Source organism: Streptacidiphilus carbonis (assembly GCF_000787775.1).
GTDB lineage: Bacteria > Actinomycetota > Actinomycetes > Streptomycetales > Streptomycetaceae > Streptacidiphilus > Streptacidiphilus carbonis.
The window spans coordinates 1-25,915 of the sequence record NZ_BBPM01000006.1; the positions used below are offsets into that span (position 1 = coordinate 1).

Here is a 25,915-nt window from a genome sequence, read left to right on the forward strand (position 1 = left end):
GGCGCCTGGGCTTCGCGGCCCTGCATCGCTTCCTGCTGCCGTTCCTGGACGGCGTCGACGCCCTCCCCGGGCCGCAGCGTGAAGGCCTGCGCTCAGCGTTCGGCCTGGCTCCCGGGCCGCCCGCCGACCGCTACCTGGTCGGAATGGCAACCCTCACGCTCCTCGCCGCGGCTGCCTCCGCCGCTCCCCTGCTCTGTCTGATCGACGATGTGCACTGGCTGGACCGGGAGTCGGCCGAGGCCCTGGCCTTCGTCGCCCGCCGCCTGCACGCCGACGCCATCGGAATCCTGCTGGCCGGACGTGAGAACCCGCTGCACGGGACCGTCTTCGACGGACTGCCCACGCTTGCCGTCCCCGGACTGCCCGAGGACGATGCCAGGGCCCTGCTCGCGGCCTGCACCACCGGACAGGTCGATCGACGGGTCGCCGCGCGCATCGCCGCCGAAACCGGCGGCAATCCCCTGGCCCTGCTCGAACTCGCCCACTGCCTGGCCCGCGAACAGTTGTCGGGCGTCGCGCCCCTTCCCGTGCCCCTGCCGGTATGCCGCCTCCTTGAGGCGCACTTCCTGCGGCAGGTCCGTGCGCTCGGGGAGGAGACCCGGTGGCTGCTGCTCCTGGCGTCGGCCGCGTCGCCCGACGACCCGGCCCTGCTGTGGCGGGCAGCGGCCGAGCTCGGTGTGGGCGCGGCAGCGGTGGATCCCGCCCGGGCTGCCGGGATTGTCACGCGCGATCGGGGGGTCGTCTTCCGTCATCCGCTGATCCGGTCAGCCGTCTACGGCGGCGCCGAGCCGTCCGACCGGCGTCGGGTGCATGCGGCCCTGGCCACCGCCGGCGACCCCAGGAGGGACCGGGACCTGCGCGCCTGGCACCGCGCGGAGGCCACGACGGGCCTCGACGAGCAGGTCGCACGCGAACTCGAAGGCGCCTCCGAGCTGGCCCGGAGCCGCGGCGGATTCTCGACACAAGCGGCGTTCCTGCTGCGGGCCGCGGAGTTGACCGACGACGCCGGGCACAGAGCCGAGCGGCTGCTCGCCGCGGCCGGAGCCGACATCGCCGCCGGCGACCCCGCCCTGGCCGCGGCGCTCCTGGAGCGCGCCGCACCCGACCTTCCCGACCTGCGGACCCGGGCCCAGGCGCAACGGCTGCGGGGAACCCTGGAATTGCTGCACCAACGCCCGGCGGCCGTACCGCAGATCCTGCTCGGAGCCGTCGCCGAACTCGACGGACACGACCCGCGACTGGGCTGGGACATGCTCTGCGAGGCACTCCAGGCGGCACTCATGGCCGGCGGCCGTGTCACCGGAACCTCCCTGCCCGAGGTCGCGCGGGCGGTCGTCAAGGCGTCCAGCGAGGTGGACATCGAGCTCTCCGCGGTCGACCGGACGACGGTCGCACTCGCCGGCCATGTCGCCCATGGCCTCGCGAGCACCGCACCCGCCCTGCGGGCGGCCCTCGCGGACCTGTGCGCCGCCGACCGGTTCCCCGAGCCGAGCAGCCCGCAGGCCGTGGTGATCGCCATCGCCGCCGACGTGCTCTGGGACGACCGGCGCCGCCACCGGATCCTGCTCCGTCTGAGCCAGGCCGACCGGGACCACGGCGCGCTCTACCCGCTGTCCGTCACCCTCGTCGCGCTGGCCGCCTCCGAGCTCCGGGCCGGACGCTTCGCCGAAGCCCAGGCCTGCCACGACGAGGTCGACGACATCGCCCGGGCCATGGGCCGAAGCGCGGGGACCTCGCCGCACCGGGCCGAACTACTGGCCTGGCAGGGCCGCGAGGCCGAGGCGCGCGCGGCGGCGGCCGACCAGTTCCCGAACGCCGAGCGGCTCGGCCTCGGGGTCCAGGCGGATCAGGCGGTCCGGGCCCTGACGCTGCTCGAACTCAGCCTCAGCCGCTATCAGGCGGCGCTGGACACGGCGCTCCGTGTCCTCGACGACACGGATCCGACGGGCCATCTGATCCTGCCCGACACCGTCGAGGCAGCGGCGCGGTCCGGAGACCACGGCACGGCCAAGAAGGCACTCGCCCGGCTGGAGCAGCGGGCGACGGCCTGCGGAACCCCTTGGGCGCTGGGCCTGCTGGCGCGTTGCAGGGCACTGATGGCGGACGACGACCGGGCCGAGGAGCTGTACCAGGAGTCCGTGACGCTACTGGGCCGGACCGGGGTGACGACCGACCTCGCGCGCACGCAGCTGCTGTTCGGCGAATGGCTTCGTCGGCGCAGGCGCCGCGGTGATGCGCGCACCCAGCTGCGAACGGCGTACGACCTGTTCACGGGGATGGGAGCCGCCTCGTTCGCCGAGCGGGCCCGGAAGGAGCTGCTGGCCACCGGCGAACGGGCCCGCAGGCGGAGCGAACGGAGCGATCACGCTCTGACGCCGCAGGAGAGGCAGGTCGCCGGGCTCGCCGCCGCGGGAACGACCAACAGCGAGATCGCCGCGCGGCTCTTCATCACCACGTCGACCGTCGAGTACCACCTCAACAAGGTCTTCCGAAAACTCGACATCACCTCACGCCGCCAGTTGGCCTCCGTCCTCCGTGGTCAGGACGGGCGGGTCAGCAGCGCCGGCTAGGACGGCTGCCTCCGAGACCGGCCCGGGGTCAGCGAAGGCGGGTGTGCGTCCGCCGCTCCAGGAGCCCGGGGGCCCACGTCGAGACCTCTGCCCCGGCCAACCCCGCTACCTCGGGTCCTTCAGCGAGTCCAGGAGCTGCTGGGCTGTCTCCAGGGCGCCGGGGTGTGCCGTGTCGGCCAGGGCGAGGATCTGCCGGAGGCAGGAGCGCGCCTCCTCGATCTCGCCCAGTGCGACCAGAGCCTCGCCCATGTTCATGAGCATCCGGCTCTCGTATACGGGGTGGCCGATGCGCCGGAACTCCAGAAGGCTGCCCCTCAGGTGTTCGAGGGCCTCGTGCCACCGGCCCAGTGCCTTCTGAACCGACGCGGCTCTAGTCTCCGGCCCCGTCGCTTGCCGGCGGCGACGCACCATCCGTCCGCCGGACCACCGGATCCAGCATCCCGGCCAGCTACCGCGTGAGCCGCTCGTCGTCGGCCGCAGCCAAAGCGGTGGTACCGACGACGGTGCGCAGCAACCAGGTGCCGGCGACCAGGGACAGCCCCAACTGCGCGCGCAGGTCGCCTTCCGGCCCGCCGATCAGCCGTGCCAGCCGTGCGGCCGCGTGCTCCTCGATGCCCTTCCTGACGATGTCCGCCACCTCAGGGTCCGAAGCGGAACGCTGCGGCGAGGACCGCCTCACGGGTAGCGGCGGCGTCACGCCGTTGCACTCGCCTGTCAGCGCTCATGGAGGCGAGCATACGGGGCGCCGACCGGTCGCCCTGGACGGCAGGACGACAGGCGGCCGGTCAGAGCACGGCGTTGGCGGCGCTGCCGGGGAAGTCGGTGCTCAGGGCGACGTCCTTGCCGGCGTCGAACTCGTCGCGCAGTTGGTCGAGCTTGGCGCCGATCCGCCGCTGGGCGTCGCTGCCCAGCACGACCCAGTGCCGGGGCTGAGGTGAGGTCGCCTCGGTGTAGATGACGGCGGCGGCGCGGGCCGGGTCACCGGGGAACATCTCCGGGGTGAGCGTGCCCATCATGGCGCGGAAGGCACCGGCCGTGGCCGCGTAGTCCTCGATGGCGGTGCCGGACGCCCGGGTCCGGTTCTCGATCCCGGTGCGGAAGGAGCCGGGCTGGACGACCATGGCGTGCAGCCCGAGCTGTTCGATCTCCTGCCACAGCGCCTCGGTGAATCCCTCCAAGGCGAACTTGCTGGCCGAGTAGTAGCCGTTGGCCGGCAGGCTGGCCAGGCCGTCCATGGAGGAAATGTTGACGACGGTGCCGCTGCGGCGGCGCCGCATGCCGGGCAACACCGCCCGGGTGAGGCCGACGGCCCCGAAGAAGTTGACCTCGAACAGGCGTCGGTAGTCCACCTCCTCCTGCTCCTCCAAAGCGCCGATGAAGTCGATCGCGGCATTGTTGACCAGGATGTCGATGCCGCCGAAGCGCTCCTCAGCGGCCTGCACCGCCGCGGTCCGGTGGGCCGGGTCGGTGACGTCCAGACGCAGCGCCAGCGCCGTGCCGGGATAGCGGGCGGCCAGTTCGGTGGTGGCCGCCACCGAACTGGCGGTGGCCACCACCTGGTCGCCCTGCTCCAGAACGTACTCGGCCAGGGCATTGCCCAGTCCGCTGGAAGCACCGGTGATCAGCCAGGTCTTGCGGTCCATTGCGTGCTCTCCTCGGTATCGGTGGATCGGTGAGATCGGTGGTGCACTGACTCGGGATGTGCTCGGGCGGCGAAGGCCGGACCGGCGCTCAGGCCTCGGCGGGGAAGTCGGCGGAGCGGCTCGCCTGGGCCCACTTCAAGGTCTCCTCGGCGCGGGCGTTGCCGGCCTCCAGGGCCATGGTCACGGCCTGGGCGCCGAGCAGCAGCCGGCGCGGTGGCTCGTCGGCGGTGACGGCGCCGATGATGACCCGGGCGGCACGGGCCGGGTCGCCGGGCTGGTTGCCGGTGTCCTGCTGCCGGTACCGGTTCATCGCGCCGACGGTCTTCTCGTAGTCGGCCCCCACCGCGTGCAGTTCCATGGACGAGCCCTGCCAGTCCGTGCGGAAGGCTCCCGGCTCGACGATGACGACCTTCACCCCGAAGGGGGCGACCTCGCTGGCGAGAACCTCGGAGAAGCCCTCCACGGCGAACTTGGCGCTCTGGTAGGCGCCCATGCCGGGAGTGCCGCCGACCCGGCCGCCGAGCGAGGAGAACTGCACGAAGACGCCCGAGCGCTGCCCGCGCAGGACGGGCAGCGCCGCCCGGGTCACATTGACGACTCCGAAGAAGTTCGCCTCGAACTGGTCGCGGAAGTCCCGGTCGGTCATCTCCTCGATCGGTCCGCTGTTGGCGTAGCCGGCGTTGTTCACCACCACGTCCAGACGGCCGAAGGCGTCGACCCCGGCCTGGACGGCGGCGCGGGCGGCGTCGCCGTCGGTCACGTCCAGGGCCACCGTGCGCACTCGCGGTCCGTATCCGGCGACGAGGTCGTCGAGCTGCTCCGGGCGCCGGGCGGTGGCCACCAACTGGTCCCCCGCCTCCAGGACTGCTTCGGCCAACCGGCGTCCGAAGCCGCGGGAGGCCCCGGTGATCATCCATGTACGAGTCATGTTCTGCTCCTCTTGGTGCGGTGCTGCCATGGGCGCAAGGGCGCCTTCATGTGCCGCGGCGAGCGGGATGCCCTTCTTGGCGGTACTCAGAGCTTCACTGTTGCGATCCGCAGGGACGTCCGTCATCTGACTGCTCGCCCGGGACGGCCGGCAGCCCGTCCGAGGCGCGGGTTTCCTAAGTCGCAGGCGACCCGCCGGCCCCTCGGTCCATCGTCGAACGGGTCTGGGGAGGGTTCTGGCGCGGGCAGTGGGCGGCAGGGCCGGCCTGGAAAGGGAAGGGTTCAACGTCGTCAAGACATTCGCCATCACCTACGAGTTACCCATGACGGGAATCGGCGAGTACTTCGTGCGCTTGTGGCTGGAGCGGCTGGGGACCACCTCCGCCACCGGTGGATACCGGTCTCCGGCGACGGGAGGACGACGCACGCGCACGGCACCCGCACGGTCGTCCGGCTCAACAGCGCCACGCTGGCTGCCGAGCCCTGGTCCGAGCAAGTCACGAGCTTCGCTCGGACCCTCGGTCTGCCGTGCGACCTGGGCTGACGGCGGGTCCGTGGGGCACGATCGCGTGCCCGACCGATCGCGCAGGTGCTCTAGACTGCCGTGATTGCCCGGCCACAGGATGCCGGGTGCGGACTGGGCCGGGCCGGCGCACGACACCGTGCCTGCCGCCGGGCGTGGGAGGCAGTGCGATGCGGGACGCGGACCCAACGCCCTGTGCTGCCTCCACCCGCCTGGTGGGACGCGACCAGGACCTCGCGTTCATCCAGTCCTTCTTCGGCAACGCCGAGGTCCAGGGCGCGGCCCTGCTGCTCTCGGGCGAGGCCGGCGTGGGCAAGTCTGCTGTGCTGGACGCTGTCGCAACCGGTGCCGCGCGCAGCGGCGTCCGGGTCCTGCGGGCCGCCGGTGCGCAGTTCGAGGCGGACATCAGCTACGCCGGACTCAACCAGCTGCTGGTTCCCCTCTTCGACGAATTCGACGTCCTGGACACCGCGCACCGCGACGCCCTGTGCGTCGCCATCGGCATCAGCAGCGGGCCGGTCACCGACCGCCTGCTGACCTCCACCGCGGTGCTGCTGCTGCTGCGTCAGATCTCCGCCCGGAGGCGGCTGCTGCTGGTCATCGACGACCTGCCGTGGCTGGACCAGGCGACCAACGCCGTGCTCGGCTTCGTGGCCCGGCGGCTGGTGGGCAGCAGCATCGGCCTGCTTGCCGCCTCCCGTGCAGGATCGGAGAGCTTCTTCGAGGCCAGCGGCCTGACCGAGCACCGGCTGCAGCCGTTGGACGACACGTCCTCGGCCGAACTGCTCGCCCACGCGTATCCGGACGTCTCCAATGCGCTGAGGCGCCGCATCGTGGCCGAGGCGCGCGGCAACCCGCTCGCACTGGTGGAGCTGCCACAGGCGCTCTCCGCCGAGCAGCACGCCGCGCTGGCGTCGGTGCCCGCCGCGCTCCCCCTGGGCCAGCGGTTGCAGGCCATCTTCGCCGCGCGGGTGGTCGACCTCCCGGAGCGCTGCAGGGAGCTGCTGCTGATCGCCGCCCTCGACGGCACCGGGGACCTGGCCTCGATCGAGGCGGCCGCGGCCGGGCACGGCACCGCCGACGACCTGACGCCCGCGGAACGCGCCCGGCTGGTGCACATCTCCTCCGACAACCGCCACGTGTCCTTCCGGCACCCGCTGATCAGCTCCGCCGTGGTGGAACTGGCGACCGCCTCGGAGCGCAGAAGGGCCCATCAGGCGCTCGCCGAGGTGCTGGTCGACCAGGCCGAGCGCCGAGCGTGGCATCTGGGCGAGGCCACTGTGGGCCCGGACGAGACGGTCGCGGCCCTGCTGGAGGAAGCGGCGCGCCGCAGGCTGCGGCGCGGGGACGCGCTCGGCGCGGTCTCGGCGCTGACGCGGGCCGCCGAACTCAGCCCCGCGGCGGCCGATGAGAGCCGACGACTCGCCGAGGCCGCCTACGTGGGCGTGGACTCCAGCGGTGAGCTGGACGACGCCTCACGGCTGCTGGCAGGAGCCCGGCAGGTCCATTCCATCGGGCAGGAGTCACTCCACGCGGCCGCCGCCTCCGCGTTCCTGCTGATCAACAGGGACGGCGACGTCGAGACCGCGTACCGGCTGCTGGTCGGCGCCGTCGAGGCCGGCAGCCACAACTGGGAGGCGTCCAACGACGCCCTCATCGAGGCCCTGCACCTGCTGGTGCTGCTCTGCTGGTACTGCGGTGACCCCGAGCGCTGGCAGCCGCTGCTGGTTTTCGTGGACCGGCTCACCCCGCGGCCGCCCGAACTGCTGTGGGTGCTCACCCGGACCTTCGCCGACCCGGCACGCACGGGTCCCGGCGCGCTCCCCCGGCTGGCCCGGCTGATCGCCACCGTGGGCGACGACCACACCCGGGTGATCCGGGTCGGAACCGCCTCGGTCTTCGCGGATCTGCTGGGAGACTTCCGCTGGGCGACGAACCGCGTGATCGAACAGGGCCGCGCCGGCACCGCGCCGGTGCGCCGTCACATGGGTGCGCTGATGCACCTGGGTCTGGACTACATGCACCTCGGCCGTCTGGAGGACGCGGACGAGTTGGGCTCCGAAGGACTGCGGCTGTGTGAAGACCACGACTACCGGTTCTTCGCGTGGTACTTCCAGTACATCCAGGCATTCGTGGCCGCGGTGCAGGGCGACGAGCCCAGGAGCGCCGCGCTGACCGAGGAGATCGTCCGGTGGGCCACGCCCCGCGGAGTCCACGGCGCCCGGTTCTTCGCCTATCACGCCAGGGCCCTGGCTGCCGTCGGCAGCGGTGACTTCGAGACGGCGTACCAGTACGCCTCCGAGCTCAGCCGACCCGGAACCGTCGCGCCGTACGTCCCGATCGCCATGTGGGGAACCATCGACCTGGTCGAGGCGGCCGTCCGGACCGGACGGAACGAGGAGGCGGCGGCCCACGCGGCCGCGATGCGCGCGTCCGCGATGGCCCGACTGTCGCCCCGGTTGAACCTGCTGGTCCTGGCGTGCGAGGCCCTCGTCGCTTCGGGTGACGCCGCCCTCGACCTCTTCGAGCAGGCGCTGTCGGTCCCCGGGCCGGAACGCTGGCCCTTCGACGTGGCACGGGTGCGGCTGTTCTACGGGGAGCGCCTGCGCCGCCGTCGGGTCACGGCCAAGGCCCGCGAGCAGCTGACGCTGGCGCTGGACGCCTTCCAACGGCTCGGCGCCCAGCCCTGGCTGCAACGGGCGGCGGCCGAGCTGCGGGCAGCCGGGCAGTCCGCGCCGCCCACCGCCCGATCGGGGCTGGTGGCGCTGACGGCGCAGGAGGAGCAGATCGCCAGGTTGGCCGCGACGGGACTGACGAACAAGCAGATCGCCGAGCGGCTGTTCCTGTCGCACCGTACGGTCGGCACGCACCTCTACCAGATCTATCCCAAACTGGGCATCACATCCAGGGCGGCCCTGCGCGACGCGCTCTCCGACCTCCAGGCGGGCGACGCCTGACCAACGGCGGCGAACCGGCGCATTCCACCCGCGGCCCACCGCTCGGTCCGATCACTCAGTCAATTTACCTATGCCCGGCCGCCCGCGCTGGCGCAGAGTAGGTCCCGGGACGCCCGTCGGGGGCATTCTGCCTGGTGGGCGCAGCTGTGGCCGCCGGGTGGCCAGGGAAGGGACGTGGATGGTCGACACATCGGGCTGCCATCCGGACATCCACTGGCCCTCCGGTTTCTCACCCGCCGAGGCCCACGGTTTCTGTCAGGCGCAGGCCGTCGTCCACGCGCCTCGCGACACGGTCTTCGCGCTTCTCACCGAGGTACCGCGGTGGCCGCAGTGGGTGCCGGGCGTCACCGAGGTGCGGGCCGGCTCGCTCCCCCGGACGTTCCAGGTGCGGTTCCACGAACACTGGTTCGACGTACTGCTGGGCGAACACGTGCCGCCCCGCCGGCTCGGCTGGTCGGGCATCGGCGCCGGGGTGCAGCTGTACCAGGCGTGGCTGCTCCGTGACGTCCCGGGCGGCACGCAGGCGGTCACCGAGAACGTCGTCCGCGGACCTGCGGCCCGATCGCTCGACGTGCTGTTCCCGAAGTGGCCGCACCACCTGAACACGCTGTGGCTCGCGCAGCTCAAGAGGCTCGCCGAGGACGCCTGATGACGGCCGAGGCGGATCGTAGGAAATGGGGGACGCTGGAGATGGCGGAGACGGCGGGGCCGGGGCTCGGGTCCATAGTCGGTCGCGAGGGCGAGAAGAAGGTGCTGTCCGACTTCGTGTCGGGCGCCGCGGGGCGGGCACTGGTCCTGCGGGGAGACACAGGGGTGGGCAAGAGCTCCCTCCTGGACCATGTCAGCGAGCTGGCGGCGTCCGAGCAGCACCGGCTGATCAGGGCGGCAGGGGTCGAGGCCGAGTCGGAGTTGCCGTTCGCCGGCCTGCACCAGGCCCTCTATCCCCTGCTCGGCTACGTCGAACGACTGGACGACAGCGCCCGCGGAGTCTGGGACGTCGTCTTCGGCGGAAGCGCGGACACGCCGCCCTCGGTGATGACCCTCGGCATCGCGGTCCTCGACCTGCTCTCGCTCGCGGCCTCGCAGCAGCCCCTGTTCGTGGTGATCGACGACGGCCAGTGGTTCGACGCCTCCAGCACCGCGGTGTTCGGGTTCGTGGGGCGGCGTCTGACGGGTAGTTCGGTGAAACTGGTCGTCGGCCTGCGGTCCGACCTGCCTTCGGGCTTCGACTCCGCCGCACTGCCCGAACTGCCGGTGAACACGCTGTCGGCGGAGGCCTCCGAACTGCTCCTGGACCTGCACCACCCCGGCCTGGAGGCTCCGATCCGCCGGCTGGTCCTCGACGAGGCGCAGGGGAATCCGCTGGCGCTGCTGGAGCTGCCGCCCCATGTCCGGGCGTCCCGGACCGCAGGCAGCTCCGAGGCGCCCTTCGGGTACACCGGCGTCCCGCTACCGCTACGCCTGCAGCAGGTCTACGGCTCCCGCATCAGGACGCTCGGGGACTCCGTGCGCGCGGAGCTGCTGCGCGGAGCGCTGGACGGCGTCGCGGCGGGCACGGCGACCGCCCGCACCGCGGGTCCGCGCTACCGCATGGCCGGCGCCGACGAAGCCGTCGCCTGCGGCCTGCTCACCATCGACCTGCTGAACGGCGACTTCGTCTTCCGCCATCCTCTGGTCCGGTCGACCGTGGTCCAGATGGCGACTCCCAACGAACGCCGCACGGCGCACGCCGCCCTCGCCCACGTCCACCGCGAGGACGTCGAACGGCGGGCGACCCACCTGGGAGCGTCGACGGTCGACCCGGATGAGGAGATCGCGGCGGTCCTGGAAGCCGCGGCCCATTCGGCGACCCGGCGCGGCGGCGCGCTGGCCGCCGTCGCCTGGCTGACCCGGGCCGCGGAGCTGAGCGAGAGCCGTCACGAACGCTCCCGACGGCTCGGCGACGCCGCGTTCATCGCGGGCCACTCCGGCCAACTGGACCAGGCCCAGCAGCTGCTGCGCGCCGACGCGGCGTCCGCCGTGGACGAGTCGCCGGCCTCGGTCGTCACCTCGGCCTATCAGGCGCTGTACGAGGCCGGGGACGTACGGTCCTCCCGGAGCCGGGTCGCCGCCGCGATCCAGAGCCTGCGCGACAGCGGGGTGCGGGAGCAGAGCGCGGTGCTCACCCGACTGGTCAACCTGCTGCTGGCCGTCAGCCAGTACACGGGCAACGCGGCCGCCTGGGAACAGTCGCATCAACTCCTCGACGCCCTCGGGGACCTCGTGCCGGACGTCTCCCGGATCTACCAGGACGCCTGGAGCGACGTGGTACGGCGCGGCGCCGGGGTGCACGTGCGGGTGGAACGCGCCCTCCTCGGGCTGCCCGGTCTCGAACCCTGGGACATCACCCGGCTGGGCGTCGCCGCCTATCACGTGGACACCCTGAGCCAGTACCGCCCGCAGCTGCAGCGCACCGTGGACCGCGAACTGGAGACCGGCGCGATGGCCGCGGGCATGACCATGCTGCACCTGATCATGCTCGACCAGATCGCCGTCGGCGAGTGGGAGGAGGCCGAGCAGACCGGCCGGCGGTGCCTGGAACTGACGACGCTCCACCGGCACCAGCTCTTCGGCTGCCACACCCGCGCCTATCTGGGACTGATCGCCGCGATGCGGGGCCAGGCGGACGACGCACGGCAGTTGCAGGCACAGGTCGATGCCTGGGCCCGCCCGCGCGGGGTGGGCTTCCTGACACAGATCGCCGATGCCGTCGGCACCGCCGCCGCGCTGGCCGAAGGCGACTACGAAGCCGCCTACGTGCATGCCATCGGCATCACCCCTCCCGGTTCCTTCGAACCCTGCGCGCACCAGGCCTCCCGCACCCTCCTCGACCTGGTCGAGGCCGCCGTCCACACCGGCCGCGAGGAACAGGCGCGTCGCCATGCCCTGGCGGCGCAGGAAGCCGGACTGCCTGAGATCTCCCCGCGCCTCGCGCTGACCACCTACGGCGCGCTGGCCATGACCAGCACCGACCCCGCCGACGCCGAGGCGATGTACCAGCGGGCCGAAGCCCATCCGGCCGCCGCCGGCTTCCCCTTCGAGCTCGCCCGCATCCGCCTGGCCCGGGGCGTCCGCCTGCGGCACACCCAGGGTCGCAAGGAGGCGCGGCCGTCCCTGACCATGGCGGTCGAGGCCTTCGATCGGCTGGGGGCGTCCACCTGGGCCGAGCGGGCCCGGGCCGAGCTCCGCGCCACCGGCATGACCACCCTCGCCGCCTCGGCCCAGTTCGCTGAGCTGACGTGGCAGGAACGCCGGATCGCGGAGATGGCGGCCGGGGGACTGACCAACAAGGAGATCGGCGAGCGCATGCACCTGTCCCCGCGCACGGTCAGCTCCCACCTCTACCGGGTGTTCCCCAAGCTGGGCATCGCCTCGCGCGCCGCGCTCAGGGACGCGCTGGGCCGGCTCCCCGCCGACCGGGGCGAGTGACGCCGGGCGGGCCGGCCCGCCGACCGTCAGCGTGTCCCGCCCGTGTGGTGTACCGCCTACATGGTGCGGGACCTGATGCCCTGGTCGTGCAGCCAGCCGAGGACGTAGTCCGCGACGTTCCTCCACCCGCTGTCGACGACCAGGGAGTGGGCTCGGTCGGCGAACTGCTTCAGGTCGGTGGCGGCGGTGGAGTCGCCGTACGACTTGTACACCGCGCGGGTGACCGAGTCGGGAACCATCCGGTCCTCCTGCCCGGAGATCAGCAGCAGCGGACCGCGACGGGTGTTGCCGGTGTCCGCCGTTGTGCGCGTGCCCGGCACCGCGCCGCCGCAGCCGAGGTCGGTGAGGAGGGCGCGCGGCGCCGGCACCGCGTAGCGTTCGTATAGCAGCTCGGACTCCTGCTCCCCCACGGTGTTCGCCACGGCCTGGCGGAACTGCCGGGGCGACAGGGACACCACTTGGTCGGCACCGGGTCCGTGCACCCCGGCCTCCGCCAGTCCCAGGGGCGTGCCCAGCGGGATGCCGTTGATCGGGGCGGGCGCGATGGCCACCGCGGCCCGGCCCACGTCGGCGCCGATGAGGTGCTGGGCAATGAGCCCGCCGACCGAGTGGCCGATGACCACCGGCGGAACCTCGCACGCACGCACGATCCCGGCGTAGTGGTCCGTCAGTGCGTCCAGTCCCATGCCCCCGAGGACTCCTGGGTCGACACGCAGGTCACGGGCGTCCGCCGGCTCGCCCGGCCAGCCGGGCGCCAGGGCGAGGAAGCCGCGGCTGGCGAAGCGCTCCGCCCAGAGCTCCCAGGAGCGTGCGTGCAGCCACACGCCGTGGATGAAGACGATGGGTGTGCGGTTCACTGCTGGCTCCTCCGAGCATGACGATCGCCCGGCACGCACGCGGGCGATGGATTCAGCATCGATCAGGAACCGGGCGACGACGACAGTCGAATGACTCAATCCTGACGCCGTGCTCCGTGCGCCGTGTGTCAGTCGAGCGGTACTGACGGCCCGTCCAGCAGCGTCGAGATGAACGCGTCGAACTCCTGCGGATCGATCTCCTCACCCGCGGGCACCAGTTGGAAGGTGAAGGCCAGCCAGTTCGCCAGGGGTGCGGCGGGCAGCTCGAAGAGCGCGCTGCCGCCGCTGGGCCCGAGCCGGAGCCAGACCGTCTCCCGCTCGCCCCGGTAGGACCGCCACACCTTCACGTCCCCTACCCCGCTCCTCGACCGCACCCCCTCCTTGAGCAGGTCGCGGCCGATGTGCCAGACGACAGGCGGGCAGGACGGGGCGAGGAGGGTCACGGTCACCGTGAGAGGGGAGTCCGGGTCGTAGCGGAACTCCGCTCCGATCCCCTGCTCGGTGGACGGGCCCAGTATCTGCCGTATGCCCAGGGACAGTGGGGGGAGAGGGTGGGGCCTGGACTGCCGGGCCGCTGCCCCGTGGTGGTCGCCGCTCATGACGGGGGCTCCTTTCGCGAAGCGACTACTGTCACCCCCACTCTGAGCGGCGAAGAAGCATGGCGCATCGGTCACTTGACTGCGCGACACCACCCTCCCCGGTACGCTCCCCAGCGTGTGCGCGCGCCTCGCCGGTGTGCCGGACGAAGTCGAGAACCGCCTCGTCGAACGTCTCGGGTTCCTCCCGCGGACTGACAGCGGCCGCGGCGGGGGGTCACGCCCCGCCCGGCGCCGCCGCCCCGGTACCGCCTTCGGAGAGCTTCGCGAGCTGGGTGAGCCACAGTGCGTGCAGTTTCTCCGCCCAGGCGGGAGCCAGCGTGTCCAGGGCCTTCGGGGCGGATCCCCGCACGATGTTCTCGAGCACGATGTGGGTAACGTCCCCGGTCTCGGTGAGCAGCCACGCCTGGTAGAGCTGCACTCCGGCGCCGATCCCGAGCCAGCCGAGGCGGTGCGGCGGCTCGTACTCACCCACGAACACCTCGAACCGGTGGCCCTCCCAGACCACGTGAAACGTCTCACTGATCGTGTCGGTGCTCACCTCGTCCAGGCGGGGAACCCACCTCGTCCAGTTGCCCGTGTCGGTGAGACGTGTGAACGCCTGCTCGGCCGGGCCGGGCACGGTGGCCTGCCACTGCTGGAAACTGTGCGCGTCGGCCGGGGAGAAGCCGGCCGGCCAGTGCATGTCCGGGCGGCGGCCCGAGGTGTCGTACATCCGGGATCTCTTTCACGCTACTCGTAGGGCACGGAAGCAGTCTTGCAGGTTCCGGTCAATCGCGGCCCAGCGGGTCGAGCGCGGCGAGCGCGTCACGGAGTGCCGCACGCGAACCGATGCCGAGCTTGGGATAGATCTGGTACAGGTGGGCCCCGACGGTGCGGTGGGAGAGGAACAGCCGCTCGGCGATCTGCTTGTTCGTCAGCCCGGTGGCGGCGAGCTCAGCGATCTGGCGTTCCTGTGCTGTCAACGACGCCCGCCGGTCCTGGCCGGCGACCGCCGGCGGGGCCTGGCCGCTCGCCTGGAGTTCGGCGGCCGCGCGCCTCGCCCACGGCGCCGCGCCCAGTCGCTCGAAGGCCTCCCCCGCCCGGGCCAACTGGTCGCGGGCCTCGCTGGTCGCGCGCCGCCGTCGAAGGCGTTCGCCGTAGAACAGCCGCACCCGGGCGACGTCGAAGGGCCAGCGTTCCGCTTCGGGCAGGGAGAGCGCCTGGTCGAACAGGTCCACGGCCTCGTCCTCGGGACTGCTGAGGGCCCGGCTGCCCAGGGTCAGCAGCGCCAGCCGCGGCGAGAGGCCGGACATCGCCGAGCCGCCCAGGGCTGCCGCATGCGCCGAGGCCTCGGCGTGCCGCCCGGTCCTGACTGCCGCCTCCGTCAGGTCCATCGCGCTCCACATGGCGTGCGGGACATACGGAGCGATCGTCCCCGGCCGGGACATCGTGGTGGCATGGCGGTAGGCGGTCTCGAAGTCGCCGCTGCCCAGGGCCGCCAGGGTCTTCGCGTGCAGGGCCCAGAACCGGGCGCCCTGGGCACCGCGGGGTGCGGCCCACCGGTCGATCTCCGCGGTCAGCGCCGCACTGGTCGCGGCATCGCCCTGTGCCGCGGTCACCAGCGCCTGCACATACTGCAGTTCCCACACGAAGAAGCGGTAGCCGTGCTCCTCGCACAGGGCCAGGCCCTCACCGGCGAGCCGCGCCGCCTCGTTCCACCGTCCCGAGTGGTAGTGGTCCAGCCCCAGGTGCAGCAGTGACTCCAGGTGTCGCCGGACCGGCGCTGCACCGGCCCGGCCCTGTTCGACCAGGCGGCGTGAGGCCTCCCGCGAGTCAGCCAGCCGGTCCGGGTAGATCGAGGACGCGGCGAGGCGCACGGTGCTCGTGGGATCGTCGCCGGACACGGAGGCGAGCAGCGCCTCCAGGCGCGGCAGGCCGCGCAGCCCGGTTCGGGCCGGGTCCGCGAACATCTGGGTGTACACCCGCAGCAGTTCGGGCGCCCTGGGGGTCAGCCGCTGCAGCGCCCGGAACAGCGGTTCCCACAGCTGCGGGCTGCCGCCGTACCAGCACACCAGGACCAGGGTGTGCAACGCCTCGATGAGGGCGCCGTCCGACGCGTCGTACCCGTGGCCGCCCGACTCGATCGCCCCGACCAGCAGCCGGTGCGCGGTTTCGACATCGCCGTCCCGGTTGAGCAGCAGGACGGCGGACGCCGCGGCCGCGTGCAGCGACTCCTGACCGGTCGGGTTGACCTGCCGGGCGCCGGCCAGCAGCCGGGAGGCGTCCACCAGTTCCCCGCCGGCGTCGGCCCCGATGTAGGCGGCCTCCGACAGCCGTCGGCTCTGGTCCTCCGCCGCCGGGCTGAGCCCGGCCGCCCGCGTCAGCGCCGCCACCGCGCCGAGCGCGTCGCCGCGCCGCAGCCGCAGGTGGGCGGACTGCTCCAGCAGGGCCGCCACAGTCTCGTCGGGGCCCGACGCCGCCTCGCCGAGATGCCAGGAACGACGTTCCGGATGGCCGGTCAGCGCCGCTGCCAGGGCCCGGTGTCCCCTCCTGCGTTCGGAAGGGGACGACCCGTCCACAATCACGGAACCGATCAGCGGATGCCGGAACGAGAGCCGACGGGTGTCGGCGGAGACCCTGATCAGCTGCCGCTGCTCCGCTGGGCCGAGATCGTCGACGGAGGCCCTGCCGGCGGCGGCCAGCTCGATCGTGGCGAGGTCCCCGGTCCCGTCGAGCGCCGCCAGCAGCAGCAGCTCCCGACTCGCGGCCGGCAACTCGGCCAGGCGCGAGGCGAACAGCGCCTGCAGCCGCTCACTGAGCGGAAGTACCGCGGGAACCGAGGCCCACGCGGTCCGCTGGTCGCTGGTCAGCGCTGCGGGGAGTTCCACCAGGGCGAGCGGGTTGCCACCGGTCTGCACCGCGATGCGGCGGCGCACCGCGGGCGACATGTCGGGATACATGCGGGCGAGCAGCGCCTTGGACGCGCCGGCGTCCAGGGGCTTGAGCCGGTACTCGGTGATTCCGCTCGACTCGAAGAAACTGTCGGAGCTCTCCCGGGAGGCAGCCAGAAAGTTGATGTTGCTGCCGACCAGCCGTCGGGCGACGAAGCCCAGGACTGCGGTGGTGGCACGGTCCAGCCACGGGAGGTCGTCGACCACGAGCAGCAGCGGCGTCTCGGCCGAGACCTGGCGGAGCAGCAGCAGGGCCGCCGTGGAGGTCAGCAGTCGGTCCGGGGCCGGGCCGCCGCCGATGCCGACCGCCACCCTCAGCGCGTCACGGTGCACCGGGGCGAGCCGGTCGAATTCCTGGAAGAGCGGCACCAGCAGTTGGTTGAGCCCGGCATAGGCGATGTCCGCTTCGAACTGCACACCGTTGGCACGCAGGACCCGGACGCCCTCGCGGGCCGAGGTCGCCGCGACCGCGTCGAGCAACGCGGTCTTGCCCACCCCCGCCTCGCCGGACAGCAGCAGGGAAGCACCCCGCACGACGGAGCCGAAGAAGGACCGGACGAATGCCAGGTCCCCGTCCCGCCCGACCAACTGCGCCGAGGCCGGGTGGGGAGGTGTGTCCAGGCCGTTCACCGGGCTGCCTCCTACGCGTCGCCAAGGAAGTCCGTGCAGCGCGCCGGCGCAACGCTCCGTTCTGTTCCGTCCGCCCCATCAAATCACCTCGGTGACCGGGATGGCCAAACACCCCGTCGCAGCAACCGCAGGTCAGCACTCTGGGCGGCAGCCGGCGGCACCGATGGCAAACGGGTCTCAGAGGTAGAAGACGTCGACGTCCTCGACCAGAGTGAACGTCCGGAAGATCTCGACGTAGGCCCAGACCAGGGTCAGCGTGAGGCCGGAGGCGGCAGCCCAGGACTCCCGCCCTGGCGCACCGTGCGCAATCCCCTCCTCCAGTTGCCTGACGTGCAGCGACAGGCAGGGGACGCTGAGGAGGATTCCCAGCAGCCCGCACAGGGCACCGGCGCCGCCGCTGCGGAAGCCGAGACCGTCGAAGGTGGTGAGGGCGGTCAGCAGCTCGTCCGAACCCGCCAGGAACACCGTCCCCAGAGCTGCGGCTCCCAGGTATCCGGTGAACCTCCGGGTCATCCGGATCAGGCGAAGCCGATAGGCGACGAGCACGCCCGCCGAGGCAGCCATGCCCCCCAGCACGGTCTGCGTGAACACGCCCGCCGAGACCTGCGCCGAGGCCGCCTGGGAAAAGGACGCCGAGGAAGACTCCCTCGAATCCCGCGCAGGCAAGCGTCAGCGCGGGAGACGGCATCAGCTTCCGGCACTGGGTCAGCACCAGCAGCACACATGCTGTCGCAGCGGCCCCGGCCACGGCGTACCCGGCCGCGACCCCGGCCCCGCGGACGAAGGGGATCGTCCAGGACGCCACGGCCGCGAGCGCCGCGACAGCGAGCGCCAGAGCGGACCGGCCCACGGCCGCGTCCAGGGTCAACAGATCGCCCACGGGAACCGGCGACTCCCCGGCGGCTTCCGCCCAGGGGCTCCGGGCCTCCGCCCACGGGTTACCGGCCACGGTCTTCTGGCCGCACTGACGTCGGAAGCCAGGCCGCGACAGCACCGGGTTGCTGCCTTTCAGTGAACGGTACTCAACGTCCATCACGTCAGAACTCCTCTTCCAGGACGCGCTGGGCATGCGGTCGGTTGTGTGTGGTGCCGGTGGCCGCGGTCAGGGATACATGGCCAGATGGCTCTGAACGGCGAACTGGTCTCCCGAACTCAGGATGTGTACGAGGTCCGCGCAGTAGCGCCGGTAGGACGCCTCTTCATTCGGCGTGAGAGTCACGGTCGACGTTCGGCCCACGCCGTGCAGCGCGGAGAGCAGTTCGCGGGGCGGCGGCAGCAACAGCGCACCCAGCACCCGTCGGAAACCGTTCACCAGGCTCTCCGCAGTGCCCAACGCCTCCTTGCAGGCCTGGCCGAGCAGCCCCCGTCCGTCACGCCGGGCATCGCTGATCGCGAAGAGGCACAGTGCCAGCTGCTCGAGATCCGCGGCGGCCAGATCCACCGGGTAGAGGCCCGTCAGCTCGGTCCCGTGGGCGTTGAAGAGCGTGTACTCGATCCGGTCGTCCTCGTCCGTCTCGGGCGTGGACGCCCCTGTGACATGCCAGCGCGGCCACAGCGGCAGCTTCAACAGCACGCGCACCCAGCTGTCGTAGGCGTCGGCCAGCAGGTGCGCCTCGTCGGTGTCCGGGCCCTTGCTCCGCAGACAGTGGAGGCGCCACAGGAGTGGCTCCTCCAGGCTCTGGAACTTCGAGAAGAACACTGGATCGTCGGGCACCAGGACGTACAACGGGATTCTTCCTCTCACGGGTCTGCGGGCGCGCGGATCCGCCGCCCCTTCAGGCCGACCGGAGTTGTGCACTCACGCCGCCTCGTGCTCCACCGCGTGCCGCAGTTTGCGCAGGGCGTGGTGGTGACGGGACTTGACCGTGCCGGCCGGCACGCCGAGGATCCCGGCCGTCTCCTGGATGGTGCGGTCGCACAGATAGATGTGCACCAGCACCGCCCGGTGCTCGGGGGACAGCCGGCGCAGCAGTGGCTCCGCCACCATGGCATCGCGCACCCGACCCGTCCCGTCGTCACCGGTGGACGTCACGGGACAGGCCGCCCCGACCAACTCCCGGCGGGCGTAGGGCTTGCGCACCCAGTCGACCACCAGGTGACGGGTCACGGTGTACAGCCACCCCCGGACCGATCGCTCCGTCGCCAGCAACCGGTCGATGTTCCGCCAGGCCCTGATGATCGTCTCCTGGACCACGTCCTCCGCGAGCCCGTGATCGCCCAGCATCCGCTCGGCGTACGCGACGAGACCGCCCCGGTACTCCCTCACGATGGTGCCGAGCAGGTCTAACCGGTTCGTTGGGGTGGGGGGCGCAATCATTGCCTTACGAGCCCGTTCTGTCTTTGCGTGAAGGATCGGAGGCAGGACGCAACCCCCGCGTGTGCACCGTATGCGGGAACATGTGCCGGAAGACTGCCGTCCGAGTGACGTCCCGATGTCGGCTGTCCATGTCAGCGCGGGACACGTGCCTGCTGGCCTTCGGTCAGCGGCACTGCCTGGTCTGCCTCGTCATCGCGCATGGCCTTCGTCTCCGCCTTCAGAATGCGAAGGGACGTCCCCAGTGCCCGCGCCGAGTCCGGCAGGCGTTTGGCCCCGAAGAGCACCAGGAGCACTGCGGCGATGACGACGAGCTCCAGCGCACGGTTCTCAAGCATGCTGTTCTCTCCTTCCCTACCGTCGGTCGGTCCACGACGACACACGTGTGAGTCGTCCGCAGCCGGTGCGGACCCGGCCGTGCCTTCCGTACAAACCAGGCTATTGCGGTCCGTGCGCCACCGCCTGAGTCATGTGACTGGAGGTTCCGTCCGGCTCTTCGGCACCGTGAACCATGCACACCCTCAGGCACGTTGACGAAGGGTGGGCAGACGCAGGGACCGACATGGCTGCCCCGCTGGGCCGAGTTGCTCCAGTGCGTCCCGCATCCCGGAGAGGTTCCCCATGGATATCAACGATCTCAGCCACACGTGTCCGCTCGGTGCCGCGGACGAGTTCAGTCAGATCACTGCCCGCTACGACGGCGATCGCCAGGTGGTCTGGATGGTCATGCGCGCGGAGCCGCGGCCATCGTTCAACCGTGTGCTTCTCGGGGAGATCCTCCGGTTGGGCCGGCTGGTGCGGAGTGCCGCGATCCCGGTCCGGTTCTGGGTCACGGCCTCAGCCACCCCGGGGATGTTCAACGCCGGCGGCGACCTGGAGCTGTTCGCGCGCTCCATACGAACCGGTGACCACGACGCCCTGCGGTCCTACGCCCGCGCCTGCGTCGACTGCATCGACGAGGCCGTGCACGGCTTCCACACCGGCGCGATCAGCATCGCCCTGGTGGACGGGGACGCCTTGGGCGGTGGCTTCGAATGCGCCCTGGCCCACCATTTCGTCATCGCCGAGGAGCAGGCCCGGCTGGGCTTCCCCGAGATCAAGTTCAACCTCTTCCCCGGGATGGGGGCGTATCCGCTGACGGCCCGACGCGCCGGACGGCAGACGGCCGAGCGCCTGATCGGTTGGGGCGATCAGGAAGCTGTCGGCTGGCACGCGGAGCGAGGGCTCGTCGACCGGGTCGCGGCCACGGGCAAGGGCTTCAGGGCGGTGACGGAGTTCATCGACGAGATCGCTCCGCGGTTCAACGGGGTGCGCGCGATGATCCGTGCCCGGGAGCTGTCGCTTCCCGTTCCTCGTGAGGTGCTGATGGCCACCACCGAGGACTGGGCCGAGTCCGCCTTCGACGTGGGCGAGGCCGCAGTCGAGTACATGGAACGGCTCGTCGCACTGCAGAACAGGCGCTTCGCCGAGACGCGGTGAGAGCGCGCCACGCCTCTCAGCCGGCATCGGCCCCGTCGAGCAGACCGGCGATGAACGGCAGCCAGGTGCGGACCGGCGCGGGGAGCATCCTGGCACCGGGGAGTGCACCGCTGCTGACGGCTTCGCCGGCCACGCGCCGGGACTGCGGGACGAGCGATCCGATGGAGGCCCTGGTGTAGTGGCCGATACGGTCGGTCAGCACCGAGCCGAGGACCGCGACGCCCACTGCCCCACCGGGGGAGCGGAAGAAGTTGACGGTCGAGGAGGCCGCGCCGAGATCCGACGGCACCACCTGGTTCTGGGTGCACGGGACCAGGTTCTGCAGCGTCATGCCGACGCCCAGGCCCATCAGCGCCATGAAGACGTCATGCGCCAGAACGGGGTGTCGGAGCGGATCGAGCCCAGCAGCCCCAGGCCCGCCGTCAGCAGGGCCCCCCGGTCAGCAGCCAGGCCTTCCACTTCCCGGTCCTGGTGATGACCCATCCGGACACGGTGGTGGCCACGGCCAGACCGCCGATCAACGGGATCGAGCTGCGCAGCGATGAACGACGGCGACGATCCGGTGATGACTACAAGGCCGTCGGCGGATCGCCAGCAGCGGTGAAGACACGCACTTCCTGCATGTCAGTGCGACGTGCGGCTGGTCGGGTGCCCCTCGACTTCGACGTGGAAGCGCGTGGCGTTGAGGCCGGCGCCCGTCCGGTCGGAACTCCGCGTGCTCGGCGTCTGTCCGGCCGATCCGTACGGCCGGCCGGCGCGCAGCATGTGACCGGCGCTCAGCATCAGCCGCGCGACGGTCCGAAGCCGTCCAGGAGGCCGGCCATGAACCCGTCCCAGTCCAGCGCCGCCGCCTCGTCCTGCTGCGGCACGAGTTCGTAGGTGGCGTCGAGCCATCCGACGATGGGAACGACGGGGAGCTCGAGAAGGGCGCTGCTCTTCGGCGACTCCAGGAGCAGCCAGGCCGTGTCGCTGTCCCAGCCCTGGGCAGGCCAGATGCGGATGCTTCCGGCACCGCCGCCCTCGTGGAGGCCCTGGCTGAGCAGCTCGCGGCCGATGCGCCAGGTGACACTGGGCCCCTGGTCGGGGACGAAGGTGGCGGCCACGACCAGGGGCGTGGCCGGATCGAATCGGAACTCGGCCCGCACGGACTGCCGTGCCCGACGGCCCAGGACCCTGCGCGTGTCCAGTGAGAGCGCGAGCGGGTCCTGGGCCGCCGCCTCGCGAACCGGGAGGTCTGGCGGGTTGCCCTGCATGGCAGGCGCTCCTTCAGTGGATCGACGTCGTTGCCACGACTCTCCCCGGGCGAAGCCCGGCAGGCCATCGGTAATGTGACCGTCAGTCGAAATACGTCATCGGCGAGGGCACGGTCCCCGGCATCTGCCGGCGCGGGTGGGCGAGCACATCGACCTACGCCTCCACCCTCCCGTGCGGGCGATGCGGCAGCCATCCGTCAGTTGACGGTCGGACACGGCTCCGTTCATGGACGCGAGCCGGGATCTGAGTCATCGACAGGCAGTCGTGCGCGGGAGCAACTGACCGTCAACTGACGGATCTCCCCGAGCTGCCGGTGGCCAAGAGTGGAGCAGGACAGGCCTCCGCGCCACGTCGAGCGAATCGCTCGAACGATATCGCGGTGGGGCGTCCTCTCAGATCCTTCGACATCTCCCGAAAGGGGAACTCCCATGGCACGCAACAAGAGCAGGCGCGGTCAGTGGCTTCCGACGGCCATCGTGACGGCGGTCGCAGGCAGTGCGCTCCTCGGCACGTTCGTCATCGGCGGCCCGGCGAACGCCACCACGCCCGCCGTCTCCGCCACCAAGGCCAAGCCGACGATCGTGCTGGAACACGGCGCCTTCGCCGACGGCTCCAGCTGGAGCGATGTGATCACCCGCCTGCGCCGTGACGGCTACCCCGTCGTCGCCCCCTCCGACCCGCTGCGCGGACCCGCCCAGGACGCCGCCGTACTGCGCAGCGTCGTCGACCACATCCAGGGGCCCAAGATCCTGGTCGGGCACTCCTACGGCGGCTCCGTGATCAGCGAGGCGGCCACCAACGACCCCCAGGTCAAGGCCCTGGTCTACGTGGCCGCCTTCCTGCCCGCCCCGGGCGAGAGCGCCCTGGAGCTGACTGGGAAGTTCCCCGGCTCCACCCTCTCCGACGCCCTGGACCCGGTCACCTACACCCTCCCGGACGGCAGCACCACCACCGACCTGTACATCCAGACCAGCAAGTTCCGCCACCAGTTCGCCGCCGACGTTCCCGCCGCCCAGGCCTCGATCATGGCCGCCATCCAGCGCCCCATCGCGCAGAGCGCCCTGGAGGAGAAGGCCACCACCGCGGCCTGGCAGACCACGCCCAGCTGGGACGTGGTGACCACGCAGGACCTCAACATCCCGCCGGCCGCCCAGCTCTTCATGGCCCGCCGCGCCCACTCCCACATCACCGAGGTCGCCGCCTCCCACTCCGTCGCCGTCTCCCACCCCGACACGGTCGCGCAGGTCATCGAGAAGGCCGCGAACGCCACCCGCTGACGCGCGGCACCGACCGCCGACCCGGGCGCGACCGGATCACCTGAACACCCGCGGGGGCGGCCGATGTCCAGCCGCCCCCGCGGGACCACGACCGCCCGGCTCTCTCCCGCATCCACCACACACCCAACGGAGGACCCGTGGCGGACACCCCCCGCACCCCTGACGTCGTCGTGATCGGCGCCGGACCGGTCGGCGAGAACGTCGCCGACCGCACCACAGCCGCAGGCCTGACCACCGTGATCGTCGAGAGCGACCTGGTCGGCGGCGAATGCTCGTACTGGGCCTGCGAACCGAGCAAGGCACTGCTCCGGGCCGCGCTGATGCGCGCCGACGCCTCCCACGTCCCCGGGCTTGCCCCGGCCGTCGCCGGGCCGCTGGACACCGCGGCGGTGCTGGCCCACCGGGACCGCATGGCCGCCGACTGGAACGACGAGGGACAGGTCGCCTGGCTCAAGTCCGCCGGCATCGAGCTGATCCGCGGGCACGGCTACCTGGAGGGGCCACGCCGGGTGGCCGTACGCACGGCCGACGGCGGAGTGCTGCGGCTGCGGGCCCGGCACGCCGTGGTCCTCTGCACCGGCACCGGCGCGGCGTTCCCGCCGCTGCCCGGGCTCGACGCGCTGCGGCCGTGGAGCAGCCGCGAGGCCACCAGCGCCCCGCGGATCCCCGAACGGCTCGCCGTCGTCGGCGCCGGCGTCGTGGCCACCGAGATGGCCACCGCCTACCAGGCGCTGGGCTCCCAGGTGACCCTGATCGCACGCGACTCCCGGCTGCTGGGACGCATGGAGCCGTTCGCCGGTGAACTCGTCGCCGAGCGGCTCCGCGAGGCCGGAGCCGATCTGCGCTTCCGCACCACCGTGACCGCCGCAGCCCGCGCTCAAGGACCGCAGGACCCGGTCCAGGTGACTCTTTCCGACGGATCGCGGCTCACCGCGGACGAACTCCTACTGGCCACCGGACGCGCACCACGCACCGGGGACCTCGGACTGCGGACCGTCGGGCTGACCCCCGGCGATTGGCTGACCACCGATGACTCGTTCACCGTCACCGGCGTGCCGGGCGCCTGGCTCTACGCGGTGGGCGACGTCAACAACCGTGCCCTGTTCACCCACCAGGGCAAGTACCAGGCCCGCATCGCCGGCGCCACCATCGCGGCGCGGGCCGCGGGCACGCCCCTCGACACCGGGCGCTGGGGACGGCACACCGCCACCGCGGACACCGAGGCCGTTCCCCAAGTCGTCTTCACCGACCCCGAGATCGCCGCTGTCGGCCTGACCACCGCCGCGGCCGAGCGGGCCGGCCGGCAGGTGGACGTCGTCGACTACGAGATCGGGCAGCTGGCCGGCGCCCTGCAGTACCGCCCCGACTACCGGGGCAGGGCCCGGATACTGATCGACCCGGAGCGCCGCACCGTGCTCGGGGCCACCTTCGCAGGTCCCGGCGTGGCCGAACTGCTCCACTCGGCCACCGTCGCCATCACCGGCGAGATCACCGTGGACCGGCTGTGGCACGCCGTACCCGCCTTCCCCACGATCAGCGAAATCTGGCTGCGGCTGCTGGAAACCTACCGGGGCTGAGCCCCGCCCACCGGGCCCGAGACCACCTACGACACCAAGGAACCGCCATGCCCTTCATCACCGTCGGCCAGGAGAACTCCACCGGCATCGACCTGTACTACGAGGACCACGGCACCGGACAGCCCGTCGTGCTGATCCACGGCTACCCGCTCAGCGGACGCTCCTGGGAGCAGCAGTCCGCGGCGTTGCTCGAAGCCGGCTACCGGGTCGTCACCTACGACCGCCGCGGCTTCGGCCGGTCCAGCCACCCCACCACCGGCTACGACTACGACACCTTCGCCGCGGACCTGCACACCGTCCTGGAGACCCTGGACCTGAACGACGCCGTCCTGGTCGGCTTCTCCATGGGCACCGGCGAGGTCGCCCGCTACCTCGGCAACCACGGCAGCGCCCGGATCGCCCGGGTGGCCTTCCTCGCCTCCCTGGAGCCCTGGCTGCTGAAGAACGACAAGAACCCCGGCGGGGCGGCGTCCGCCGCGTTCTTCCAGGAGGTCTCCAAGGCCGCGGCGGCCGACCGCTACGCCTACTACACCCGGTTCTTCGAGGACTTCTACAACCTGGACGAGAACCTCGGGTCCCGCATCAGCGAGGTGGCCCTGCGCAACAGCTGGGACACCGCCGCGAGCGGCGGCGCGCACGCGGCCGCCGCGGCACCGCTGACCTGGTCCACCGACTTCCGCGCCGACATCCCGAAGATCGACGTGCCCGCGCTCATCCTGCACGGCACCGGCGACCGGATCCTGCCGGTCGAAGCCACCGGACGACTCTTCCACCAGGCCCTGCCCACCGCCGACTACGTCGAGGTCGAGGGCGCCCCGCACGGCCTGCTCCGGACCCACGCGGCCGAGGTCAACCAGGCCCTGCTCGCCTTCCTGGCCAAGTAGGCGACGCCCGATCAAGGCCCGACGGC

The 25,915-nt window shown here is 71.8% G+C and carries 20 protein-coding genes and 3 pseudogenes; 8 read left to right on the forward strand and 15 right to left on the reverse strand.

Features of this window, described 5'->3' with window-relative positions; translation table 11 throughout:
• Nucleotides 1–2,570 (forward strand): helix-turn-helix transcriptional regulator (locus TR46_RS06185; protein ID WP_042394937.1); only part of this gene is annotated, 2,570 nt, incomplete at its 5' end.
• Nucleotides 2,571–2,675: 105 nt separating this feature from the next.
• On the opposite strand, the gene TR46_RS06190 is transcribed toward TR46_RS06185, so the two are convergent.
• The 4 genes from TR46_RS06190 to TR46_RS06205 all read right to left on the reverse strand — a co-directional run bounded on the left by TR46_RS06190 (nt 2,676) and on the right by TR46_RS06205 (nt 5,141).
• Nucleotides 2,676–2,981: a tetratricopeptide repeat protein gene (locus TR46_RS06190; RefSeq protein ID WP_042394940.1), complete on the reverse strand. Its 306-nt coding sequence runs from the start codon at nt 2,979–2,981 to the stop codon at nt 2,676–2,678.
• Between the two features lie 37 nt (nt 2,982–3,018).
• Nucleotides 3,019–3,267 (reverse strand): TetR/AcrR family transcriptional regulator, encoded by a 249-nt coding sequence (locus TR46_RS06195; RefSeq protein ID WP_369405978.1) that lies wholly within the window; start codon nt 3,265–3,267, stop codon nt 3,019–3,021.
• Between the two features lie 88 nt (nt 3,268–3,355).
• Nucleotides 3,356–4,213 carry an SDR family NAD(P)-dependent oxidoreductase gene (locus TR46_RS06200; RefSeq protein WP_042394945.1) on the reverse strand — a complete coding sequence of 286 codons (858 nt, stop codon included), beginning with the start codon at nt 4,211–4,213 and terminating at the stop codon, nt 3,356–3,358.
• A gap of 88 nt (nt 4,214–4,301) precedes the next feature.
• Nucleotides 4,302–5,141 (reverse strand): oxidoreductase, encoded by an 840-nt coding sequence (locus tag TR46_RS06205; protein WP_042394948.1) that lies wholly within the window; start codon nt 5,139–5,141, stop codon nt 4,302–4,304.
• Nucleotides 5,142–5,833: 692 nt separating this feature from the next.
• Here TR46_RS06205 and TR46_RS06215 point away from each other — a divergent pair.
• The 3 genes from TR46_RS06215 (at nt 5,834) to TR46_RS06225 (ending at nt 12,088) form a co-directional block, all read left to right on the forward strand.
• Entirely contained in the window at nt 5,834–8,620 is a 2,787-nt protein-coding gene (locus tag TR46_RS06215; protein WP_042394950.1) for an ATP-binding protein, read from the forward strand.
• A 178-nt stretch (nt 8,621–8,798) separates the two neighbouring features.
• A complete protein-coding gene (locus TR46_RS06220) occupies nt 8,799–9,269 on the forward strand; it encodes an SRPBCC family protein (protein WP_042394953.1) in 471 nt (156 codons plus the stop codon).
• Between the two features lie 41 nt (nt 9,270–9,310).
• Complete coding sequence (locus TR46_RS06225) at nt 9,311–12,088, forward strand: helix-turn-helix transcriptional regulator (RefSeq protein WP_042394955.1); 2,778 nt, start codon at nt 9,311–9,313, stop codon at nt 12,086–12,088.
• Between the two features lie 56 nt (nt 12,089–12,144).
• On the opposite strand, the gene TR46_RS06230 is transcribed toward TR46_RS06225, so the two are convergent.
• The 9 genes and pseudogenes from TR46_RS06230 to tatA all read right to left on the reverse strand — a co-directional run.
• The gene (locus TR46_RS06230; protein ID WP_042394958.1) at nt 12,145–12,945 is read right to left on the reverse strand and encodes an alpha/beta hydrolase; all 801 of its coding nucleotides are present in this window, start codon (nt 12,943–12,945) and stop codon (nt 12,145–12,147) included.
• Nucleotides 12,946–13,073: 128 nt separating this feature from the next.
• Nucleotides 13,074–13,544 carry an SsgA family sporulation/cell division regulator gene (locus TR46_RS06235; RefSeq protein WP_042394961.1) on the reverse strand — a complete coding sequence of 157 codons (471 nt, stop codon included), beginning with the start codon at nt 13,542–13,544 and terminating at the stop codon, nt 13,074–13,076.
• A 214-nt stretch (nt 13,545–13,758) separates the two neighbouring features.
• Nucleotides 13,759–14,256: an SRPBCC family protein gene (locus tag TR46_RS06240; RefSeq protein WP_042394964.1), complete on the reverse strand. Its 498-nt coding sequence runs from the start codon at nt 14,254–14,256 to the stop codon at nt 13,759–13,761.
• 55 nt (nt 14,257–14,311) lie between these two features.
• Nucleotides 14,312–17,104: a helix-turn-helix transcriptional regulator gene (locus TR46_RS06245; RefSeq protein WP_042394966.1), complete on the reverse strand. Its 2,793-nt coding sequence runs from the start codon at nt 17,102–17,104 to the stop codon at nt 14,312–14,314.
• Nucleotides 17,105–17,281: 177 nt separating this feature from the next.
• Nucleotides 17,282–17,770, reverse strand: coding sequence for a Bax inhibitor-1/YccA family membrane protein (locus TR46_RS44995; protein ID WP_439654344.1), 489 nt, complete (start codon nt 17,768–17,770; stop codon nt 17,282–17,284).
• Nucleotides 17,742–18,173 (reverse strand): annotated as a pseudogene (locus tag TR46_RS45000) (Bax inhibitor-1/YccA family membrane protein); the annotation flags it as partial. The gene TR46_RS44995 and the pseudogene TR46_RS45000, both read right to left, overlap by 29 nt.
• 33 nt (nt 18,174–18,206) lie before the next feature.
• Nucleotides 18,207–18,830, reverse strand: coding sequence for a hypothetical protein (locus tag TR46_RS06255; RefSeq protein WP_042394969.1), 624 nt, complete (start codon nt 18,828–18,830; stop codon nt 18,207–18,209).
• 72 nt (nt 18,831–18,902) lie between these two features.
• Nucleotides 18,903–19,370 (reverse strand): sigma-70 family RNA polymerase sigma factor, encoded by a 468-nt coding sequence (locus TR46_RS06260; RefSeq protein WP_236655220.1) that lies wholly within the window; start codon nt 19,368–19,370, stop codon nt 18,903–18,905.
• Nucleotides 19,371–19,579: 209 nt separating this feature from the next.
• A pseudogene (tatA, locus tag TR46_RS06265) lies at nt 19,580–19,756 on the reverse strand (Sec-independent protein translocase subunit TatA); the annotation flags it as partial.
• 283 nt (nt 19,757–20,039) lie between these two features.
• Between tatA and TR46_RS06270 the strand changes: the two are divergent.
• A complete protein-coding gene (locus tag TR46_RS06270) occupies nt 20,040–20,897 on the forward strand; it encodes a crotonase/enoyl-CoA hydratase family protein (RefSeq protein ID WP_042394989.1) in 858 nt (285 codons plus the stop codon).
• Between the two features lie 174 nt (nt 20,898–21,071).
• Here the strand turns inward: TR46_RS06270 and TR46_RS43995 are convergent.
• Both TR46_RS43995 and TR46_RS06280 read right to left on the reverse strand, forming a co-directional pair.
• Nucleotides 21,072–21,427: pseudogene (locus TR46_RS43995) on the reverse strand (MFS transporter); the annotation flags it as partial.
• A gap of 252 nt (nt 21,428–21,679) precedes the next feature.
• Nucleotides 21,680–22,150: an SsgA family sporulation/cell division regulator gene (locus tag TR46_RS06280; protein WP_042394995.1), complete on the reverse strand. Its 471-nt coding sequence runs from the start codon at nt 22,148–22,150 to the stop codon at nt 21,680–21,682.
• Nucleotides 22,151–22,579: 429 nt separating this feature from the next.
• On the opposite strand from TR46_RS06280, the gene TR46_RS06285 reads away from it, so the two are divergent.
• The 3 genes from TR46_RS06285 to TR46_RS06295 all read left to right on the forward strand — a co-directional run bounded on the left by TR46_RS06285 (nt 22,580) and on the right by TR46_RS06295 (nt 25,889).
• Entirely contained in the window at nt 22,580–23,428 is an 849-nt protein-coding gene (locus TR46_RS06285) for an alpha/beta fold hydrolase (RefSeq protein WP_084718001.1), read from the forward strand.
• 137 nt (nt 23,429–23,565) lie between these two features.
• Nucleotides 23,566–25,005: a dihydrolipoyl dehydrogenase family protein gene (locus tag TR46_RS06290; RefSeq protein WP_042394998.1), complete on the forward strand. Its 1,440-nt coding sequence runs from the start codon at nt 23,566–23,568 to the stop codon at nt 25,003–25,005.
• A 47-nt stretch (nt 25,006–25,052) separates the two neighbouring features.
• Nucleotides 25,053–25,889: an alpha/beta fold hydrolase gene (locus tag TR46_RS06295; protein ID WP_042395002.1), complete on the forward strand. Its 837-nt coding sequence runs from the start codon at nt 25,053–25,055 to the stop codon at nt 25,887–25,889.
• Nucleotides 25,890–25,915: the final 26 nt, after the last annotated feature.

Excerpts from the sequence above, each read along its gene's own strand:
- TR46_RS06225 (WP_042394955.1), top strand. The coding sequence starts at position 9,311 with ATGGCGGAGACGGCGGGGCCGGGGCTCGGGTCCATAGTCGGTCGCGAG.
- TR46_RS06190 (WP_042394940.1), bottom strand. The coding sequence starts at position 2,981 with ATGGTGCGTCGCCGCCGGCAAGCGACGGGGCCGGAGACTAGAGCCGCG.
- TR46_RS06285 (WP_084718001.1), top strand. The coding sequence starts at position 22,580 with ATGGCACGCAACAAGAGCAGGCGCGGTCAGTGGCTTCCGACGGCCATC.
- TR46_RS06220 (WP_042394953.1), top strand. The coding sequence starts at position 8,799 with ATGGTCGACACATCGGGCTGCCATCCGGACATCCACTGGCCCTCCGGT.
- TR46_RS06200 (WP_042394945.1), bottom strand. The coding sequence starts at position 4,213 with ATGGACCGCAAGACCTGGCTGATCACCGGTGCTTCCAGCGGACTGGGC.
- TR46_RS06270 (WP_042394989.1), top strand. The coding sequence starts at position 20,040 with ATGGATATCAACGATCTCAGCCACACGTGTCCGCTCGGTGCCGCGGAC.
- TR46_RS06280 (WP_042394995.1), bottom strand. The coding sequence starts at position 22,150 with ATGCAGGGCAACCCGCCAGACCTCCCGGTTCGCGAGGCGGCGGCCCAG.
- TR46_RS06235 (WP_042394961.1), bottom strand. The coding sequence starts at position 13,544 with ATGAGCGGCGACCACCACGGGGCAGCGGCCCGGCAGTCCAGGCCCCAC.
- TR46_RS06205 (WP_042394948.1), bottom strand. The coding sequence starts at position 5,141 with ATGACTCGTACATGGATGATCACCGGGGCCTCCCGCGGCTTCGGACGC.
- TR46_RS06295 (WP_042395002.1), top strand. The coding sequence starts at position 25,053 with ATGCCCTTCATCACCGTCGGCCAGGAGAACTCCACCGGCATCGACCTG.
- TR46_RS06240 (WP_042394964.1), bottom strand. The coding sequence starts at position 14,256 with ATGTACGACACCTCGGGCCGCCGCCCGGACATGCACTGGCCGGCCGGC.
- TR46_RS06215 (WP_042394950.1), top strand. The coding sequence starts at position 5,834 with ATGCGGGACGCGGACCCAACGCCCTGTGCTGCCTCCACCCGCCTGGTG.